Below are 18,221 nucleotides of genomic sequence, written 5' to 3' on the forward strand. Positions count from 1 at the left end.
TGGATCTGGTGAGAAGGTTTAAACTGCGGCGTCTTTCCCGGATGTGGGTAACTTCCGTTGTGTGGATAATTTAGCCATGGATAAAATTACTTAAATTATAGAGGTGTTGCGTTGCGCTTACTGAACGTGCTGGTTCTGGAAGATAACTCTTTTGAGTTAATGGTCTTGCATAAAATGCTAAATGCCATTCAGGTCTTCAATGTGCTGACGGCGGACAGCGTGGAAGTCGCCCAGCAAGCACTGGCCAATCGAGGGGGTGTCGATATCGCCATTTGCGACTTGCAGATGGACGGCCCGGATGGCCTCGACATGATACGTTTTTTGGCCAAATACCGCTTGGCTCGGGCACTAATCATCCTTAGTGGCACTGACCAAAGCATACTTGACGGTGCGGCCCATTTCGCCCGATCACAGGGCATTCTATTGCTTGGCAGCTTGCGCAAACCCATGTCGCCCGACGCGTTGTGTCAGTTGCTGGAAACTTATCAGGATCTGGTTGCGCGCGGTGTTCAATCAGTGCCGCTGAAGCAGGCTTCACAGCAGTTTTCATTGGAGGAGTTACATCAACTTGCTCCCGGTCAACGCATCGGTGACACGGGTACGTTTGCGCAATGGGTCGCCTATTACCAGCCCAAAGTAAGTTTTGAGGGTCGATTGGCAGGTGTCGAAGCGTTAGTCCGTTGGCAACATCCTATCCATGGGTTGATGTCACCCGGTCAATTCTTGGACGCTGTGGATAGTGCCGGACTGATTGAGCCGTTAACCTGGCGGATGTTGGACTTGGCATTGACGTTGTCCTCGCGAGTGCTGCGTGAGCGTGGTGAGTGCCTGCCTGTCTCGGTCAATATCCCGCCTTCGATGATCGAGCGGGATGATTTTGCTCGACAGATATTGGCACTTTTGGTGCGCTTCGGGCTACCAGCCAACGTGCTCACGTTGGAGATTGTAGAAAGCCCGTTGTTGCAGGCCAAGACGGCACACCTGGAAGGTTTATTGCGCTTGCGCATGCAGGGCTGCCATCTGTCGATTGATGACTTTGGAACCGGCGCGTCGAACATTCAGCGTTTGCTGCAACTACCATTTTCCGAGTTGAAAATTCCTGCGGAGTTCGTGCGTGGCATTGGCGACGATGGACGTAAGTCCTCTGTGGTCGCCGGCGCTCTGATCATGGCGCAAAAAATGGCCTTGAGCGTGGTGGTCGAAGGTGTGGAAACAGCGCGTGACTATCGAGCCTTGCAGGCATTGGGAGAGCCGACCATACAGGGGTATTTCATTGCGCGACCGATGAGTGAGGTCGACCTGTTGTGTTGGATTGAGGAGCGCACCAAGTTCGGCGGCATAGTTAGGGTAGTGTAAGCGCGCGTAGTGCCTCAAACACCAGTCTAAACGCCCTTCGTGCAGGTTAAGATTTTTCTTGCAGACACAAGCACCGCGTGCTTGGAAACTGAGTATGTAATTTTCCTCGCTTGGGATTATCAAGCTCCTCAATTATTCCGTGGCTCAGCAGGTTTCAGAGGATATTAATTGTGATAAACAAAGTAATGGCAGTGCTTTTGTGCCATGTATTTCTGTGTGCCAGGGTCGGGGCGGTTGAGTCACAGAACATCATTTTACTCGAAGAACTGTTGTTTACGCCTGCGCTCAACGTTGCGGAGCGCTATGAAGATAACTTTCGAATTGTTGAGATTAATGGCGAGCTTTCTTGGGACCCATTGTTTTCACCTGCGCTAACCCTAAGGACCTATGAGTACTATCGCGATTCGGGGGAGGAGGGTTTACGCGCTCAATGCGCGAACGGCCCTGGGGCAATCGGATGCTTCTGGTCGCTGTGAGCAACTGAATTCCAATCAAGCGCGGGGGCTTTTTGCATAGTCCGGCGATATGCAGGCTGTCTGGACCTCCTCACGGCGAAAGCTCGCTTCTATTGGTCTGTGGTTGGCGACTTACCCTCTTGCAGCAAGATCGACAGGCTTTGCATGCAGCTGGAGATTGCGTCCCCCGGGACCTGCAGCGCCTCAGCATCCACGTTGTCTCGGCAAGCTATTTCCATATTGGTGCAACTGATATTGAGCGCTTCATATTTAAGTATCAGTGCGCTGCCCCTGATCTGATGGGCGAGCCTGGCTAGTCCTTTGGTGTCACGATGATCGAGTAACTTTTGCAGTTCAAGCAGGTTGTACGCAGTACTGCGCTCCAACTCCGACCAGAGGGCATGCATCGCTGTCTCATCTGCTGCAGTCAAGTGCATCAAGTGGGCGTGAAGTTGAGTGCTTGACAATTCGCCATCATTGAACTCATCGGTATGCTCGCCGCAGAGTGAAAGCAATCGGTTACTCAGGGTGCTCAGGCTGATGGGTTTGAACAGGCAGTCATCCATCCCCGCATCCAGGCAATTTTGCCGTTCTTCAGGTACTGCGTTGGCAGTAAAGCCCAGCAGCAGGCAGCCTGGTTCGTTTCTTCGCTGTTCTTGCTGACGTATGTTGCGTGCCAATTCATACCCGTCCATGTTGGGCATGTTGCAGTCGGTGATGATCACGTCGAAGGGGGCTTCGTTCCATAGCTTTAGTGCTTCGACACCATCGCAGGCTTCGCTGACATGATGGCCCAGGTAGCTCAGTTGTCGGGTGAGCAGGATACGATTGGCCATGTAGTCATCGACAATCAGGATGTTCAGCTGGCAATCAGCATGAAGTTCTTCAGGTGTCTGCTGTTGCGGGACTAAAGCTTCGGCATGGAGAGCGTCCTGAAGCGGCAGGTCGATCCTGATCGTGATCAGGGTGCCCATGCGCTCGTGGCTGATCAGCTCGAGTGTTCCCCCCATCATTTCTACCAACGTCCGGCTGATTACCAAGCCAAGCCCCGAACCGTTGCCAGAAGGCTGTTGAGCGCTCTTGACCTGGGAGAAGGGCCTGAACAGACGTTGTTGGTCGGCTACCGAAATACCAATGCCGCTGTCCTGGACCTTTACTTCCAGGCTCATGGTTCGTTCTGTGGGGTGATGGGTCGCGCTTGCCGAAAGGTTCACCGAGCCTTGGGTGGTGAACTTGATTGCATTGCTCAGCAGGTTGGCCAGCACTTGCTTGAAGCCCATGGGGTCGATGAGTACAAGTTGGTCGACTGAGGGCTCGATATGGGTGACCAGCTGCAGTGATTTCTGTGTTGCCGGGCCATCGAATATACGCACTATCGACTTCAGCAGGTCACGCGGGTTTGCCGGCCTGGGGGTCAGGCTCAGTTGCCCCGTCTCAATGCGCGCGATATCAAGTATGTCGCCGATCAGATCGAGCAGCCCTTGTGCGGCTTCCGAGGCGACATCGATGGCTGCCCGGTCAAATTGGCCTTGCTCGGCGGTTTTTGACGCCATTTCCAGCATCCCGATCACCGCATTCAGAGGTGTGCGTATTTCATGGCTCATGGTTGCAAGGAAGGTCGTTTTCGCCCGGCTGGCATTATCGGCGTCATTCTTGGCAGCGTGCAGTTGTTGGATCAAGTCCTGGCGTTCACTCACATCGAGCCAGCCACCAATCAGCCCTTTGATGGCGCCATCACTTGCACGATAGGGCAGCATCCAGTGATAGATCGTGAGTGTCTCACCGGAGGGAAGGCTGAGCAGGCGATCTTCGAATTTGGGCTCGCCAGAGGCCATCACCTCAAAATAGCTTTGATGGTATTCAGCGGCCTGGGCTGGATCGAGTAGCAGGCTTTGTTCGACGGTCGTGCCCTTGAGGGGCGCGCTGTCGCTGACACTGAAGGTATCGATATAGGCTTTGTTGCACAGTAACAAGCGCGCATCGCAGTCCCTGGCATAGATCGGGTGCGGGGTGCCGTTGAGCAACACGCGCTCGAACTCGAGCTTGTCATTGAGTGTGCGCTCGACGAGTTTGCGCTTGGACACCTCGCGCTTCAAAGAGGTGATCCACACGAAGATGCCCAGCAGTAGCAGTGCGGCTGCAACCAGGCCTTGAATGATCATTTCACGGTGTCTGGTCCAGTAGCTGTCTTCGACGACAACCGCGCGGCGCCACCGATTGGTGATCTCATCCATTTCCTCGGGTGAGATGCTCAGTAATGATTTATTGAGTATCGACAACAGTTCGGGGGCATCTTTGCTGACAGCGAAGGCGACCTGGCCTGCTTTGGTGCCCGTGGTCGAGGCTATCTTGAGTGCGTCCGGGTAGGTCCTGGCAATGATGTAACGCGCACTGATCAATGAACTGAGGGTTGCATCCGCTTTTCCTTGAGCGACCATGGCGAATGCTTCATTCAGGTTGTTGGCTGGCACCAGTTGTACTTGCGGATGTTCACGTTCAAGCAGAGACAAGTTGACGTTGCCATAGACCACTGCCAGTTTCTTGCCTGCCAGGTCTTCAAGGTTATGAGGGGCATCAGATCTGGCGTGTGCCACGAGTACCAACGGTGTTGCCAGGTAAGGGCGACTGAAATTGACCAGCTTTTCCCGCTCTGGGCTTTGTGTCAGCGAAGCGACAACATCGAACGTGCCGGCGTTGAGCTCGGCAATCATTTGGTTGACCGACGATCCGCGGCCGGTTTCAAAGCGCAGGCCGGTTCTCTGGCTGATCTTTTTCAGTACATCAACCGTCAACCCCCTGGACTGACCGTTTTCATCTACGAAGGAGAACGGTAAGTAGTCTTCGTTGAACAAGACTTTCAACTGACCATGCTGTGTCAGCCATTCTTGTTCGTCGACACTGAACTTGATCGTGTTGCGCCCCGAAATGCCGACACTGCCTGCTTGCCAGCGCTGGACAATGGCGATGCGTTCGCTGGAGGGGATGGCTTCAAGAGCCTGGTCGACCACTCGTTTGAGTTGCGGGTTTGAGCGCAGCAGCGCAAAAGAGAAGTTGTTGGCTTCCAGCCTTGAGAAGTCAGTCATCTGAACAGTGTTCAGGTAACTTTTATTAATCAGGTAATTTGCAGTAACAGTATCGCCCAGATAAACGTCAGCATCGCCGAACGCGACCGCACCGATGGCATTGAGTATGGATGGGTAGAGCACGATCTGCGCTTGCGGATAAAAGCCCTGCACGATTGCTAAAGGCAGGTAATGGTAAAGCATCGCAATTTTTTTGCCGGCCAGGCTCTCGTCAGTTGCGACATCATCTTCAACACGCGTGATGATTGTTGGTTGATCGAGCATGTAGGGCGCCGAGAGCATAAGCTGCGGATCCACCGCTTCATAGGCGTTGGCCGATCCGATCAGGTCAATGTCGCGGCGCTTGAGGGCCTCAATCAAAGTGGTACGGTCTGGAAAGCTGAATATTTCGACCCGGACCTTGAGGAGTTGCCCAAGTAGCGCGGAATAGTCGGCGGTAATGCCTTCGAATTCTTTTGTATGGGTAGTGATATCGAGGGGAGGATAGTCAGGATCGGATATGCCGATGCGTAATGTTGCTTTTTTTTCTAACCACTGGGTGTCGCTCTTGTTGAGCGAGAAGTACTCAGGTTCAACAATCGCGCGGCCAATAACTTTCAGTATCACGGGATCATTGTTTGCTGATGCGTAATTGAATACGGCGCAGGAAAAAATTAGTATCCAAACGTACTTCATACTTTTGTCCTTGCCGATGCGCGCTACCAGAATCTTGCATGTATTGGATGCTGATAAAGACTCGTGGTAAAGCGGATGATGTCTCAATGCCGTCATGATACACTCTCTACACCTTATAGAAAGCAAGGTTGAGCCGCGTGGCGTACAAGATTCTTGTTGTAGATGACCATCCGCTTATTAGGTTGGCGTTGAGCACAGTGCTGACTAAGGCCGGGCATGAAGTGGTGGCCGAGGCGGAAAACGGCGTAGAAGCAATCAGTCTTATTCGCAAGCACAATCCGCATCTTGTTCTCCTTGATGTGACGATGCCGAAACTCGATGGAATTGCGGTCATCGACCGGATCAAAAGGCTCTCGCTGCCAGCGAGAATCATTATTCTTACCTCGTTGGCATCGGAGTACTACGCGCTACGCTGTATCAAGGCGGGAGCGTCAGGGTTTATGACAAAGACGGATGACTTGGGCGCTGTTTCCGAAGCCATCAAGTCGGTGATGAAAGGCGAAATTTATTACCCTGACGAAGTCAATGTTTCTACCCGTAAAAGCGACATGCTGGTGGGTGAAATGGAAATGATAGGCTTACTCTCTGATCGCGAGCTTTCGGTGTTGCAGCAGCTTTCAAGAGGTATGAGTAACAAGGCGATTGCTGAAAACCTCATGCTCAGCAGTAAGACGGTCAGCTGCTATAAAGCCCGCTTGATTGACAAGCTTGGTGTCAAGTCTGTGGTCGATCTTGCCGACCTTGCCCGGCGCAACAAGTTAATCTGAAACGGGCGGAAATCCTTACAGGTGCCAGGCCGTTCGTGTTCTGGCCGTTCTGTTAAGTCCAAAGTGCTGCCCACGATGCCTCGTCGTGGAGCCTGGTTGGATCTATCGTAAGAAGCGCTGCCCCCTTGGTGCTCTTTCAACGCTTTCAAATGTGCAGTGGCTGTCCCAAGGCCTGCGGCGCCGTTCACGACCTGGTTAGTGCGATTTACTCGTGACTTTCTGATGTTTGGTCAATGGTAGTGCTAATCATTATCCTCAAGTGTCGCTCCGTGCAGCTTAAGACTTTTCTTGCAGACTTAAACACTGCTCTCCTAGAAACTGAACATGTTGCTCCCAAGCAAGAACCTTTATGTCCCTACCTCTGAGGAATGGCAGCAGCCGATATGTCGACTTGCAGCAATTTCACGGTAAGTTGTTCGGCGTTTCCCTGTGAGCGCTAAAAAAGGGGGGTGGCTTATTGGAGTTCACCTACAGGAAGTTCAGGTTTTTGATTGGGGGCAAGCACCTAGAATGGATGCTGCCACCAATATATCGATTCAAGTTAAAGCACGGAAAACTTATGAAGCTCAAAACGTTGTTAACTATTGCCGTTACTATTGCATCTGGCGCCGCAATTAGCCTGCCGGCCCAAGCTATAGATGGCACCATCACCTTCGCCGGTCGAGTAATTGATGCTACCTGTAACGTCACGGCCGGGGGCGGTTCGGACGGTAATGCCACTGTGACCTTGCCAGCCGTCCCGGTGTCTCTTCTGGCTCGAGCTAGCGACACAACTGGCGACACCGATTTCAGCATCCAACTGCGCGACTGCACGGGTGCTACGGCTGCTGCTGGCGGCCAAGGTGTGGCGGTGCTTTTCGATCCGAACGGGCGGGTCAATACTGACGGTCGCTTAAATAGCACTGGCTCTGCAGATGGTGTGGACCTGGCAATCTACCCAACGGGCAGCGCCACCCCGCTCAACCTCCGCGTAGCGCCCACCGCCGCTTATGCAACCATAACTGACGGCAGCGCGACCCTGACTTACACCGTCAAATACTTCTCGACCCGGGCATCTCCTGCTGGCGGCACTGTGGCCTCCACCGTGGCCTATACCGTCCTCTACCTTTAAAGCATACGCCGGTGAGCCGCTCTGGTTCTCCGGCAGCCAGCAAACATTTACGTCAGCTAGGGGATAATCAGTGCTGCTCTTTAAATTTTCTCAACGGTTGCGGCTTGGACTGATCCTTGCTGGCAGCCTGTTTATCACTCAGGCCCAGGCGTCCATTGTGATAAACGGTACCCGGGTGATCTATCCCTCCGACCAGAAGGAAATCAGCGTCAAGCTGGATAATGCCGGAAAAGTTCCGCTGCTGGTTCAGTCCTGGATCGACGACGGTGATCAGCGCAGTACGCCGGATACTTCAAAGTCGCCCTTTGTCCTGACCCCGCCGATTGTGCGTATCGATGCTCGCGAGGGGCAGACCTTGCGGGTGCGCTTCATCGGCCAGCAAAGCCTGCCACAGGACAAAGAGTCAGTGTTCTGGTTGAACGTGCTGGAAGTTCCACCTTCTGTCGATGATGGGCAGAACAAACTCAAGATCGCTTTTCGCAGCCGGATCAAACTCTTCTACCGTCCGATCGGTCTGAAAGTCGATCAAACGCAGGCAGGCCAGAGCATGCAATGGCGGGTAAGTAAAAGCGCCGACTCGTGGGTTCTCGAAGGGACCAATCCCTCTCCGTACTACTTGACCGTGAGTTCGGTCAAGGTAGGCGATGCCAGTGCTGAACTGAACATGGAAAGCAGTATGTTCGCGCCGGGTGAGCATAAGTCTTTGCCCCTCAAGGGGGCCTCCGCCGCATCGGGTAGCCGGGAGGTTGAGTTTTCCACCATCAATGATTACGGCGCGCTCAGTAACTTTCAAGTTCCGCTGATGCGTTGATGTCGTTTTGCAAGACCATGTTGATAACTATTAGAAGTAGTAAAAAGTTGCGCTCCTTATTGGTTATCCCGTGACTGTGCGAAAGAAAATATATTAAAGCACAAATGACGAAGCCCCAGTGAGGCTTCAACGTCAACTATGCGCCACGATTGTTTGGTGGGCGGATTTTACACAAATAGAAATTATCAGTCATTCGCGAGTGTGCCCTTGAACCATTGAGATGGTTACTTCGTGGCGCTCTCCCTTTGTCCAGGAAAGACCTCTTAGTTAGTTCTAGTGGTACATAATGAAGTCGATAGTTCAGACCCGAATTTTGAGCAGTAAGCACAAGCGGAGTATCAACAGTGGAGTGCGTCGTACCCGCTGGTGCTTGAGCTCTTTGAAAGTGGTAGGTCTGATTGGTTGCGCCGGCCTGGCGCCCCCTGTCCAGGCGCTTGAGCACAGCGATCGTTCGAACGAGGTCGTCAGCTTCGACAGCCATATGTTGATGGGGGAGGGCGCCCGCTCGCTGGATGTCGAGCGCTATAGCCAGGGCAACCCGGTCGAAGCAGGTACCTACAGTATCGACGTCAGCATCAACGGCACGCCTCAAGGGCGCCACGACATCGTCTTTGTTCCGGGCGTGACACCGGGCCAGGCTAAACCCGATTTGGGCCTTGAACTGCTGGAACAACTCGGCGTCGATACCGACAAGCTGCAAGCGCAAGAGGGCAACGAAGTGGTGGCGGGTGATCTGTTCAGCCGTATCCCTGATGCCACTTACCGTTACAACGACTCTGATCAGAAGCTCGAGTTAAGCGTGCCGCAGGTCTCCATACTTAACCGCCCACGTGGCTATGTCAGCCCCCAGCGCTGGGATAGGGGCGTCAATGCTGCGTTCGTCGACTACGACGTCAACACCTACCAGAGCAGCAGCCAGGGCAGCACCGCCTATGCCAGCTTCAACGCTGGCGTCAATCTGGGCATTTGGCGTTTGCGCCAGCGTTCGACGCTGAACTGGAGCCAGGAAACCGACCAGGATTACCAGGTCGTCACCAGCTACGCGCAGCGGGATATCGACTTCCTCAGCTCGGAATTGACCGTGGGTGATGGCTTCACCGATGGTGAGCTGTTCGATTCGGTAGCCACTCGTGGTGTGCGCCTTGCCACGGATACTCGCATGCTGCCCGACTCGCAGCGCGGCTATGCACCCGTTATTCGCGGCGTGGCCTCCACCAACGCGCGTGTCACAATCCGTCAGAACGGTTTCATCATCCAGCAAATCACTGTCGCTCCCGGTGCCTTCGAGATCACCGACCTTAGCCCCGCCACCAAGAGCGGTGACCTGGAGGTGGAGGTGACCGAAGCTGACGGACAGGAAAAGCGCTTCATCGTACCGTTCTCTTCTGTCAGCCGTTCAATGCGCGAAGGTACCTCACGTTACACTGCGACCGTTGGCCAGGTCCGCGACCTGCCTTATGGCAGTTCGCCCCATGTTGCCCAAGCCACTTACCAGCGAGGCCTGAGCAATCTGGTGACCGGCTATACCGGCCTGTCAGCCTCCGAAGGCTACACTGCGGCCATCCTTGGCGGTGTACTGAACAGCGAATATGGCGCGATTGGCGCGGACATCACTGCCTCGAAAACCGACCTGGCAGGTAAAACGTTCACCGGCCAATCGGCGCGGTTCACTTATAACAAGGTACTGCAACACACGGGCACCAATTTCACCCTGGCCGCGTACCGCTACTCCACTGAGGGGTATTACGGTATGCCCGGCGCACTCAATGCCCGTGACCAACTGCGAGAGTTGGGCGACAGCAGCGTTAGCCTGGATTCTATCCGCCATGCCCGTAGCAAGGCCCAACTGAACGCCAGCCAGCACATCACCAATAGTTCGAGTTTGTACCTCAACGCTTCGGTCCAGAACTACTGGAACAGCCCTGGCGACGACAAGCAGTACCAAGCCGGCTACAGTCACTCCTTCAACTGGGGCGCCGCTAGCGTCAGTGCCTCGCGTACTCAGGATATGTACGGTAACGACGCCACGCAGTACATGATCAATTTCTCCATGCCCCTGGGTGCGGTCAACGCCAGGAACCGCGCCTACCTGAGCGCCAGCGCCACCTCCAACAGCGACGGCAGCGCCAATCTGCAAAGCACGTTGAGTGGAACCAGAGGGGAAGACCAGGCGCTGAGCTATGGCATATCGGCCAGCAACAACCGCTTGAGCAGCGGCGCCGGTTCGAGCACCACCAGCGGCAACGCCCAGTACCGCACTTCGGCAGCCAACTTCAGCGCCTCGCTCAGTAGAGGCAGTAATTCCCGGCAGACCTCCCTGGGGGCCAGCGGCTCGGTGGTCGTCCACCCGGCCGGCATCACCTTTGGCCAAGCGCTGGGTGAAACCATCGCCATCGTCGATGCCCCCGCGGCGGCTGGAGCGACTCTGACCAATGCCTCTGGTGTGAAGCTCGACCGCAGTGGCCAGGCGGTGGTGCCTTCCCTGACCCCTTACCGGGTCAATGACCTGGGGCTCGACCCCAAAGGCATGTCTGACGACGTTGAATTGCACAGTACCAGCCAGGAAGTGGTGCCGCGCAGTGGCTCGGTGGTCATGGCCCGGTTCAAGACCGTCACGGGCCGGGCGCTGCTGATCAATGCCCAACAGGCCGATGGCAAGCCTTTGCCCTTCGGGGCCAGTGTCTACGATGCGGACGGTCGGACAGTCGGTATGGTCGGGCAGGGCGGGCAGATATTCGCCCGCGTCAGCGGTGACCAAGGCACATTGTGGATCAGCACCCATGACAAGGAGTCCGGTCAGTGCAGTATGACCTATCAGCTCAAGCCCAGGGAGAAGGGGCAATCGTCTGCAGAGCTGGAAAGGGTTGATCTGCCGTGTGCCGGCTCCGAAGGGGGGGCTTGAAAACGAAGACCCGTGGGTGGCACTGGAGGGCAGAGATTAACGCCATGACTGCGCGCATAGAGGCGGATCATTCACTGGCATTCGATAGTTTAGAGAAATTTCAAAATACTTATTGCAATAAAAGCATTAAACATAGTGTTGTTTTTATGGAAGGTTGCCCGATCAGGCAACTCATCAAAGATATTTGATTTGTGTGCATTCAGGGCGCTCAGTCAGGTAAGTGATATGCAACTAATCAAGGCCAAGGAAAACGCAATGAGGTATGTAATTAAGATGGCTTCAGTTTTTTTTGGGTTGGTCTTGGCACTTTCAATGCAGAATGTTTTTGCCCATTGCACGCTCACAGCAGTGGGGCCAGTTAACTTCACATTACCGGCTACGATTTCCGTAAATCGTGACGCTACCGTCGGGAGCGAAATATACACTAGTCAAAACTTATTTACCGGGTATATCCCGCGGTTTGGTTGCGATGCCAATGCAGGTAGCGCAGTTGTCGCTTATTCGGCGGGAATGCAGCCTGTGCTAGGAATGGATGGTGTTTATCAAACCAATGTCACGAATGTTGGGGTAAAAATTTTAGTGGGGGCGACTACTGTTTCTCCTGAGTGGCAGAGTATTTATAATTATCGTGCTTCTAGCGATAATAATGGTGGGCGTAATTCCTATCGTATTTCCTATGTTGCGACTGGACCAATCTCAGGCGGTAGACTTACCCTTCCATCGGTTTTGGTTGGCCTCTTTGTAAGTGACTTGCCCAATGCACTCGTTGGTCAGACATCCATAGGTGAACTACGTATCAACGGTAGTTCGAATATCGTCGCCAGTAGCTGCACTGTTGGTGTGCGGGACATAGCCGTTCAACTTGGTAGTCTGGCGTTTGGACAACTGGGGCGCGGACAGATCGGTGCAACATTCAATCCGACGCCCTTCAATATTAACCTGAACTGCAATGCCGGGATCCGAGTCTCCTACCAGATAGAGGGCGCGCGTGTGTTCTCTCAGATAGAAGGGGTATTGAACAATGCGCCCGGTGCTGGGATGGCAACCGGAGTCGGCTTGCAGATCCTACAAGGCCAGGGCAACCCACAGCCGCTTCCCTTGTCTATCAAGACACTCATTACCACCACGACCACCGCCGGCCAGTCCGTGAACATTCCTCTAGTAGCGCAGTATTACAAAACTGCACTTACGGCTGCACCAGGACAGGTACAAAGTGCTGCAACATTCACTTTGTTTTATGAATAGCTGAAGGCGCTGCAGGGGCTGCCTCTATCGCATCACCGTACTCGATAATCAGGACTTGAACGTATGAAAGCAACGATACCTGGCAAATTTCTAACACTCGCCAGTAGTGGTAAAACCTTACTTGTCTGCATTCCACTGCTGTTCGCTGGTTGCTCACATAATCTTGATATAAGACTCGATCGCAATCATGCCAATGGCGTTACGGTCAAAGACACTCACACGTACATGGCCTGCATAAAGCGCGAACTCGGGAGTGGCACTCAAATATTTACCGAGGAGAGCAACGGTAAAATCAATCTGTTTATTGGCAGTACTGACCCCATTACGGCAGCAGGGCTTGTCGAACTCTCTCGCGGCAACGTCCAAACCACCTACACCGTTTACCAGAGACATGCCTGGGTCGACAAAGGCAGGTTGATCAATGTGGCACAAGGGTGTGCAAAGGACTGAGGTGTGTGGCAGGTGGCGTCTCATGGTAGGCATTGTGCCGCCATGATGGCGCGTTAAGATGGGAAAAGGCAAAAAAAGCCCCCGGTGGCGTAATACTGTTTAATTAAGTTCAGCGTGGCGCCTATTGGGGCTGCGCAGCAGCCCCAGGATCTTAAGTGACAGCATTACCCCAGCAGCGGGGGCATAAAGGTTTTTGTTGTGGAGCAACCCATTCAGTTTCAAGCAGAGCGATACTTGTGTCTGCAAGAAATTTCTTAAGTTGCACACAGGCGACCCGATGGACTTAGGTACACTACGCAACATCGCAAGTGAACTATTAAGTTTTATCTAAAAACCTTCAATCCAGGCTGTGATTATCAATTCACAGTTATCGACGCAGAAGTCGACCGTGTCTCCATGTTCCCTTGATCATGCAAAGAGCGGTTTATGTCAGCGAACTCTGCAACATTCTACTCGAAGTTTTTGATGAGGCCACCAGTGCACTGGACGACGAATCCCTGGCGTTGATCCAAAGCAACATGGCGCGGATCGCTGAGGGGCGCACGGTGATCATCATCGCTCACCGATTGGCGGCAGTGCGCCAATGCATTGTGGCCGTTGAACATGGGCGGATCAGTGAGTCGGGCACCCATCTTGAGCTACTCGCCAACGGTGGTTGCTATGCATGCCTAAAGTGTCACGTTGTTTTCGCGGGAATACTCCTCTGATACTTCAGAAAAACCCTACATACATTTATATCACCAGTCCTAATAATCTGGGCTTCAAGGGCCTCGGTTTAATCAATAGGGGCCGCACACCACCCGATGCGCCAGCGATTTGCTTATCCGGAAGGCAATAACATCGACGGACCCCGCATCGAACTGGCGCATCAAGTGGATAGCAAGGTCCTGATTCCGTCGGTTGTAGTGATTGGCGAAATTATTCTCATGCGTCGGATTCTGGTGTTTCAACAATCGTTATAAGTAAGTGGCTATCAATAAGCTGTTTCCATCAAAAAACAGTTGCCAGGCATGCAAGGAGTAGGGAAGGGATGAACACCATAAACAAACATGGGTGGAAATGGGCTTACCGGAAGATTCGCGGACTGTACTGCACTCGTCTGACCGCCATTTACAGGGCGACGCTGTATTCCATTCGAGGCAATACCGGTAAATTCTCCAGCGAAGACAACTGGCAAAAAATCCGCATTCGACGGCATCGTTGATACTCGCATAATCCAGTGTCTGGTAAATACATCTCGCGGGGTGCTGATACTGGGTAAGCGAACGGGCATCACACCCTGCTGATCGGCTCCCGGTTGTGTGGCAGTAGCTCGGCAATGTTTAGGGAAACAATTCGCGGGGCGCAAGGCTATGAATTCGTGGAGGTGTTTTTAAATGACGACTTTCGCATTTTTAGATATTTTCGACAGGAGTGGAGCTGGATTGCGTGTAGCATGGATGTTATGCAATATCCGGGTCTGACAGTTATCGGATATTGCATCTGTGTCTAACCGCTTTTGTCTATCCGTGGCTAATACCTGATACCTCATCTGTGGCCGCAAGCATCACCTTATCTGCATCCCAACAAAGCATCTCCTGCGGTCGATGGTTTCCGAGGTACCCGTTGCTAGAAGCAAACCAAAATACGATTCCCCATCCATTTTTTTTCACTCTCAACACGTCGAGTATCACCTTCAGATCAGGTACCGGCTTGTACCCAGCAACGTCCTGGAAGGCATATTTGGAAACAATGGATAGGCGATTATCCGACATTCCATTTAATTAACGACGCTGACATGACAGACACATTATGAGCATTTCTAATATGGCACATGATTTAACAAGTGAGTGCTGTCAGCGAGACAGACGAGAAGTGGATCTACACGTACACCAACGGTTCAGCGCATGCCCAGAACTACGTGGTGACGATGAAGGTGACGACAACAGGCACCCAGAAGACACTCGACGTGCTCATCCGCAACGACGTGGTAATTAACTACACATTTAGCGAAGGCCCGGCACCGGGCACTACAACAGCAACCAACTGAGATAGCGCGCTGCGTCGGTAGCGCTTCGTTACCATCGTTTGAAGCTAACGCTGACAGCGTGTTTATTTCAAAAACCAGCAGAATTGCTGGCTCAACAAACCGTCATTCAGGGCCGCCGCATTGAGCAGCACCGTTGGTGGGATCCCCGTCAGAGAGCATCTGTGTGAGTCGTTCACGCTCCTCACGTCTTGGTAGCACACCAGAGGTTGTTGCCACCATTACAGTGATGCCTTCTGCGTTGAGTATCCTGACTTCGGCTTTTGCATGACCGCGTTCATCGATGTCAGCGATGAGCCAGTGGCAGGTGATCTGTTCTCCCGCGTAAACGGGACGTTTGAATTGGAAACTCATCCCTGTAGCCAGCCAGCCAATTTGCCCACCAATTTCGGTGACGAGGCTGGCAGTCAATAGGCCATGGGCGATTGGCGCCTTGAATCCACGCAACTCTGCATAATTTGCATCGCAGTGAACCGGATTGTAGTCCCGAGAAACCTGCGCGAATTGACGAATATCGTCATCTGAAAAACAGCGGACTATCGTGAACCGGTCTCCGATCTCAATACCTTCAGCAGCACGTTCTCTTGGACTTTTCATCACAACTCCTTGGAAGGTGAGGGGGAGGCGCCTGAAAAGTATGTTCGGGGCCCGGAAATGTTCCTGCATTCACCTCAAGCGCTTTGGCACTGTCAATCAGGCGCTGCGCATCTTCGCCTCTTTCATCTGTTTTAGATGGGGGATCCGGATACGCGGTGCCTTGCAGACGTCAGAGGCACCGCCGTACGGTGAAGGCTGATCGGTCATGGCGTTGCCTCTATTTCAAAATGGATCAATCCAGCACCTGCCCGGTGAGCAGAACGACCGCAATGATGATCATGGCCGCGCCGGAGAAACGGCTGACGAAACGAGCCGCAACTGGACGTGCTTGCAGTACCACCTGTGAGCCAAATCCGACCAGCAGATAGATCACACCGCAACTGACAGTGTGGATGAGCCCCAGTGCAATCATCTGCATCGGCACAGGCCAGGCTGCGGTGGTATCGGTGAACTGGGGCAAAAGCGCCAGGAACAGCAGGAACACCTTCGGATTCAGCCCGCTCACGCAAAGACCCTTGATCGCCCAGCGCTTCCAGGAACCCGACGTCTGGACATCATCAGAGTGTGGCGTAGCGGGGTGGGCAAGCATATTTAGACCTAACCAAAGCAGATAGGCCGCTCCGCCAACGGTCAGTACGGTCAAGGTAGTGGGGTGGTTGGCTACCAGCGTGCCAACACCACCGGCAACGATCATGGTTGCGATCAAATGGCCGGACAAGAGCCCGCCCACGGCGGGTATGACCACTCGGCCTTTCAACCCGGCAGAAATCGCATAGGCCCAATCTGCGCCTGGAGTTATGACGAATAGAATCGACACTGCCCAAAAGGCAACAAAAACGCTCAAGGTCATGGTGCTACCCACCTCTGCCGCTGACTCACCGCGTGCTGCATCGTCCCGCTCCGGTAATTATTGGTGCGAGGAAGAATAATGAATTCTTGTTAGAATTTACTTCCAAAGATAATCAGCAGATTGCTGCAATCGGGGAGATTCTTCTAAATGGACAGGATTGATCGCAAAATTCTTTCTGAGTTGCAAAAGGACGGTCGCCTTTCGGTTACCGAACTCTCCGAGCGTGTAGGGCTGAGCCTTTCCCCTTGCCATCGACGGGTACGGGCACTGGAAGAGTCAGGTGTGTTGCTCGGCTATCGGGCACAACTTGATCCAGGTGCATTGGGCCTTAACTTTTCCGCCATGGTGTTTGCCACATTGCGTGAAGGTGACAGGAAAGCGGTTGAGGCCTTCGAGAGAGCACTTGTCGATATCCCGCAAGTGGTCGACGCTCAACGATTATTTGGCGAGCCCGACTACCTGTTGCACGTTATTACTCAGGATTTGCCTGCGTTTCAAAGGCTCTACGATGAGAGCCTTTCGACGCTGCCCAACGTGCAACGATTGACCTCAACGCTTGTAATGAAACGGGTCGTTCAGGACAGGCCCCTTCCTTTGTGATCGGGGCCAGAGCGTCAGGATTGGCTGGCCGCCTTATCCGCGATCAGATCTCGCTGATATTGACCCAGCGCTGTTCCCGCGCCGCCAATCGAATCGCCGTCGCCAGTCGCTCCACTTCCAGGGCTCGCTCGAAATCAGTGCCGGCTTGTCCGTGGCCGGCCAAGGCCATGATCAGTTCATGCACTTCCAGCGTCTTCAACTCGTTGTAGCCCAATTGATGCCCCGGCGCTGGACTGAACGCTGCATATCCGGGCAGGTTCGGCCCGGCCAGTAAACGCTGGAAACCGTCCTGGCCGACACGGCACAGGCGTAACTCATTCAAACGCTCCTGATCGAATGACAGGGTCCCTTGGGTGCCACTGATCTCGAAACTCAGATGATTCTTGTAGCCGTGTTTGAGCCAACTGCTGCTGAAGGTGCCACGCGCACCGCTGGCGAAGCGCAGCAATGCATGGACCTGATCGTCGACGGCAATTGTGCGTTGTTCCTGGCTACCGGCTGTGGCCGGGCGCTGGCGGTGCACGGTCTGGGAATCGGCGCATACCGCCTCGACATTGCCGAGCAGATAGCGCGCCATGCCCAGCAAGTGGCTGCCCAGGTCCGCCAGCGCGCCACCGGCATGTTCGGTCTCACAGCGCCATGACCAGGGGGACGCTGGATCGGCCATGAAGTCTTCGCTGAATTCGCCTTGAAAGCTGATGATCTCACCGAGTCTGCCGCTCTGAATCAACTCCCGCGCCAGACCGATGATCGGGTTGTGCTGGTAGTTGTAGCCGACACGGGTGACCACGCCGGCATCCTTGGCCGCCAGGTGCATGGCATTGGCCTGTTCAAGGCTCACCGCTAGCGGTTTTTCGCAGTACACCGGCTTGCCAGCGGCAATAGCGGCCATGGCCATCGGGTAGTGCAGGTGGTTGGGTGTGGTGATGGCGATCAGGTTGACCTTGGGGTCGGCGATCAATTGCTGCCAGTCGCCATAGGCCTGCTCAAAGCCCCAGGCGGTGGCACATGCCTGGGCACGGACGGAATCGGCGTCGGCCAGGGCGGCGAGGCGAAGCGTGAAGGGCAGTTCGAATGCCGCGCTGACGTTGCGAAAGGCCAGGGCATGGGCACGCCCCATGAAACCCGTGCCGATAAGTCCGATTCCGAGTTCGCGCATGACAGGATCCTTTGGTTTTTGTTTTCAGGAAGCCTGTTTATAGAATAAAAATTCCCATTATTCAATTATGGAATAAATATTTACATGCGGCCGCTGAACGCACGCGTGCAAACGTGGGAGTACTTCGCTGCGCG

At 53.9% G+C, this 18,221-nt stretch carries 12 protein-coding genes and 2 pseudogenes; 10 read left to right on the forward strand and 4 right to left on the reverse strand.

The genetic code is table 11. The features are described 5' to 3' along the window. Positions 1 to 111: 111 nt before the first annotated feature. Positions 112 to 1,356, forward strand: coding sequence for an EAL domain-containing response regulator (locus tag AB4Z35_RS21250; protein ID WP_442099233.1), 1,245 nt, complete (start codon positions 112 to 114; stop codon positions 1,354 to 1,356). A gap of 565 nt (positions 1,357 to 1,921) precedes the next feature. Here AB4Z35_RS21250 and AB4Z35_RS21255 read toward each other — a convergent pair. Then, a complete protein-coding gene (locus AB4Z35_RS21255) occupies positions 1,922 to 5,665 on the reverse strand; it encodes a transporter substrate-binding domain-containing protein (RefSeq protein ID WP_442099234.1) in 3,744 nt (1,247 codons plus the stop codon). Positions 5,666 to 5,706: 41 nt separating this feature from the next. On the opposite strand from AB4Z35_RS21255, the gene AB4Z35_RS21260 reads away from it, so the two are divergent. From AB4Z35_RS21260 to AB4Z35_RS21295, 8 genes and pseudogenes are all read left to right on the forward strand, one after another. Further along, positions 5,707 to 6,336 carry a response regulator transcription factor gene (locus AB4Z35_RS21260; protein WP_008004537.1) on the forward strand — a complete coding sequence of 210 codons (630 nt, stop codon included), beginning with the start codon at positions 5,707 to 5,709 and terminating at the stop codon, positions 6,334 to 6,336. 559 nt (positions 6,337 to 6,895) lie between these two features. Then, entirely contained in the window at positions 6,896 to 7,447 is a 552-nt protein-coding gene (locus tag AB4Z35_RS21265) for a fimbrial protein (protein WP_442099235.1), read from the forward strand. A gap of 70 nt (positions 7,448 to 7,517) precedes the next feature. Further along, positions 7,518 to 8,258 (forward strand): fimbria/pilus periplasmic chaperone, encoded by a 741-nt coding sequence (locus tag AB4Z35_RS21270; protein WP_442099237.1) that lies wholly within the window; start codon positions 7,518 to 7,520, stop codon positions 8,256 to 8,258. A gap of 385 nt (positions 8,259 to 8,643) precedes the next feature. Next, positions 8,644 to 11,160 (forward strand): fimbria/pilus outer membrane usher protein, encoded by a 2,517-nt coding sequence (locus AB4Z35_RS21275; RefSeq protein ID WP_442099283.1) that lies wholly within the window; start codon positions 8,644 to 8,646, stop codon positions 11,158 to 11,160. Positions 11,161 to 11,385: 225 nt separating this feature from the next. After that, positions 11,386 to 12,405, forward strand: coding sequence for a fimbrial protein (locus AB4Z35_RS21280; RefSeq protein ID WP_442099238.1), 1,020 nt, complete (start codon positions 11,386 to 11,388; stop codon positions 12,403 to 12,405). A 63-nt stretch (positions 12,406 to 12,468) separates the two neighbouring features. Further along, positions 12,469 to 12,855, forward strand: a complete 387-nt coding sequence (locus tag AB4Z35_RS21285) for a hypothetical protein (RefSeq protein WP_442099240.1) — start codon at positions 12,469 to 12,471, stop codon at positions 12,853 to 12,855. A 458-nt stretch (positions 12,856 to 13,313) separates the two neighbouring features. Continuing rightward, a pseudogene (locus AB4Z35_RS21290) lies at positions 13,314 to 13,562 on the forward strand (multidrug ABC transporter ATP-binding protein); the annotation flags it as partial. Between the two features lie 1,121 nt (positions 13,563 to 14,683). Continuing rightward, positions 14,684 to 14,884 (forward strand): annotated as a pseudogene (locus AB4Z35_RS21295) (hypothetical protein); the annotation flags it as partial. A gap of 102 nt (positions 14,885 to 14,986) precedes the next feature. On the opposite strand, the gene AB4Z35_RS21300 reads toward AB4Z35_RS21295, so the two are convergent. Further along, complete coding sequence (locus tag AB4Z35_RS21300) at positions 14,987 to 15,478, reverse strand: MaoC family dehydratase (RefSeq protein ID WP_442099242.1); 492 nt, start codon at positions 15,476 to 15,478, stop codon at positions 14,987 to 14,989. Between the two features lie 232 nt (positions 15,479 to 15,710). Continuing rightward, entirely contained in the window at positions 15,711 to 16,328 is a 618-nt protein-coding gene (locus AB4Z35_RS21305; protein ID WP_442099243.1) for a LysE family translocator, read from the reverse strand. Between the two features lie 147 nt (positions 16,329 to 16,475). Here AB4Z35_RS21305 and AB4Z35_RS21310 point away from each other — a divergent pair, with 147 nt between their 5' ends. After that, complete coding sequence (locus AB4Z35_RS21310) at positions 16,476 to 16,928, forward strand: Lrp/AsnC family transcriptional regulator (protein WP_442099244.1); 453 nt, start codon at positions 16,476 to 16,478, stop codon at positions 16,926 to 16,928. A gap of 43 nt (positions 16,929 to 16,971) precedes the next feature. On the opposite strand, the gene AB4Z35_RS21315 is transcribed toward AB4Z35_RS21310, so the two are convergent. After that, positions 16,972 to 18,087, reverse strand: coding sequence for a Gfo/Idh/MocA family protein (locus AB4Z35_RS21315; protein WP_442099246.1), 1,116 nt, complete (start codon positions 18,085 to 18,087; stop codon positions 16,972 to 16,974). Positions 18,088 to 18,221: the final 134 nt, after the last annotated feature.

This window comes from Pseudomonas sp. KB_15, from assembly GCF_052114525.1.
GTDB lineage: Bacteria > Pseudomonadota > Gammaproteobacteria > Pseudomonadales > Pseudomonadaceae > Aquipseudomonas.

What these genes read in the sequence shown, in the direction of transcription:
- AB4Z35_RS21255 (WP_442099234.1), bottom strand. Translation starts at nt 5,665, where the DNA reads ATGACGGCATTGAGACATCATCCGCTTTACCACGAGTCTTTATCAGCA.
- AB4Z35_RS21305 (WP_442099243.1), bottom strand. Translation starts at nt 16,328, where the DNA reads ATGACCTTGAGCGTTTTTGTTGCCTTTTGGGCAGTGTCGATTCTATTC.
- AB4Z35_RS21315 (WP_442099246.1), bottom strand. Translation starts at nt 18,087, where the DNA reads ATGCGCGAACTCGGAATCGGACTTATCGGCACGGGTTTCATGGGGCGT.
- AB4Z35_RS21265 (WP_442099235.1), top strand. Translation starts at nt 6,896, where the DNA reads ATGAAGCTCAAAACGTTGTTAACTATTGCCGTTACTATTGCATCTGGC.
- AB4Z35_RS21285 (WP_442099240.1), top strand. Translation starts at nt 12,469, where the DNA reads ATGAAAGCAACGATACCTGGCAAATTTCTAACACTCGCCAGTAGTGGT.
- AB4Z35_RS21280 (WP_442099238.1), top strand. Translation starts at nt 11,386, where the DNA reads ATGCAACTAATCAAGGCCAAGGAAAACGCAATGAGGTATGTAATTAAG.
- AB4Z35_RS21310 (WP_442099244.1), top strand. Translation starts at nt 16,476, where the DNA reads ATGGACAGGATTGATCGCAAAATTCTTTCTGAGTTGCAAAAGGACGGT.
- AB4Z35_RS21300 (WP_442099242.1), bottom strand. Translation starts at nt 15,478, where the DNA reads ATGAAAAGTCCAAGAGAACGTGCTGCTGAAGGTATTGAGATCGGAGAC.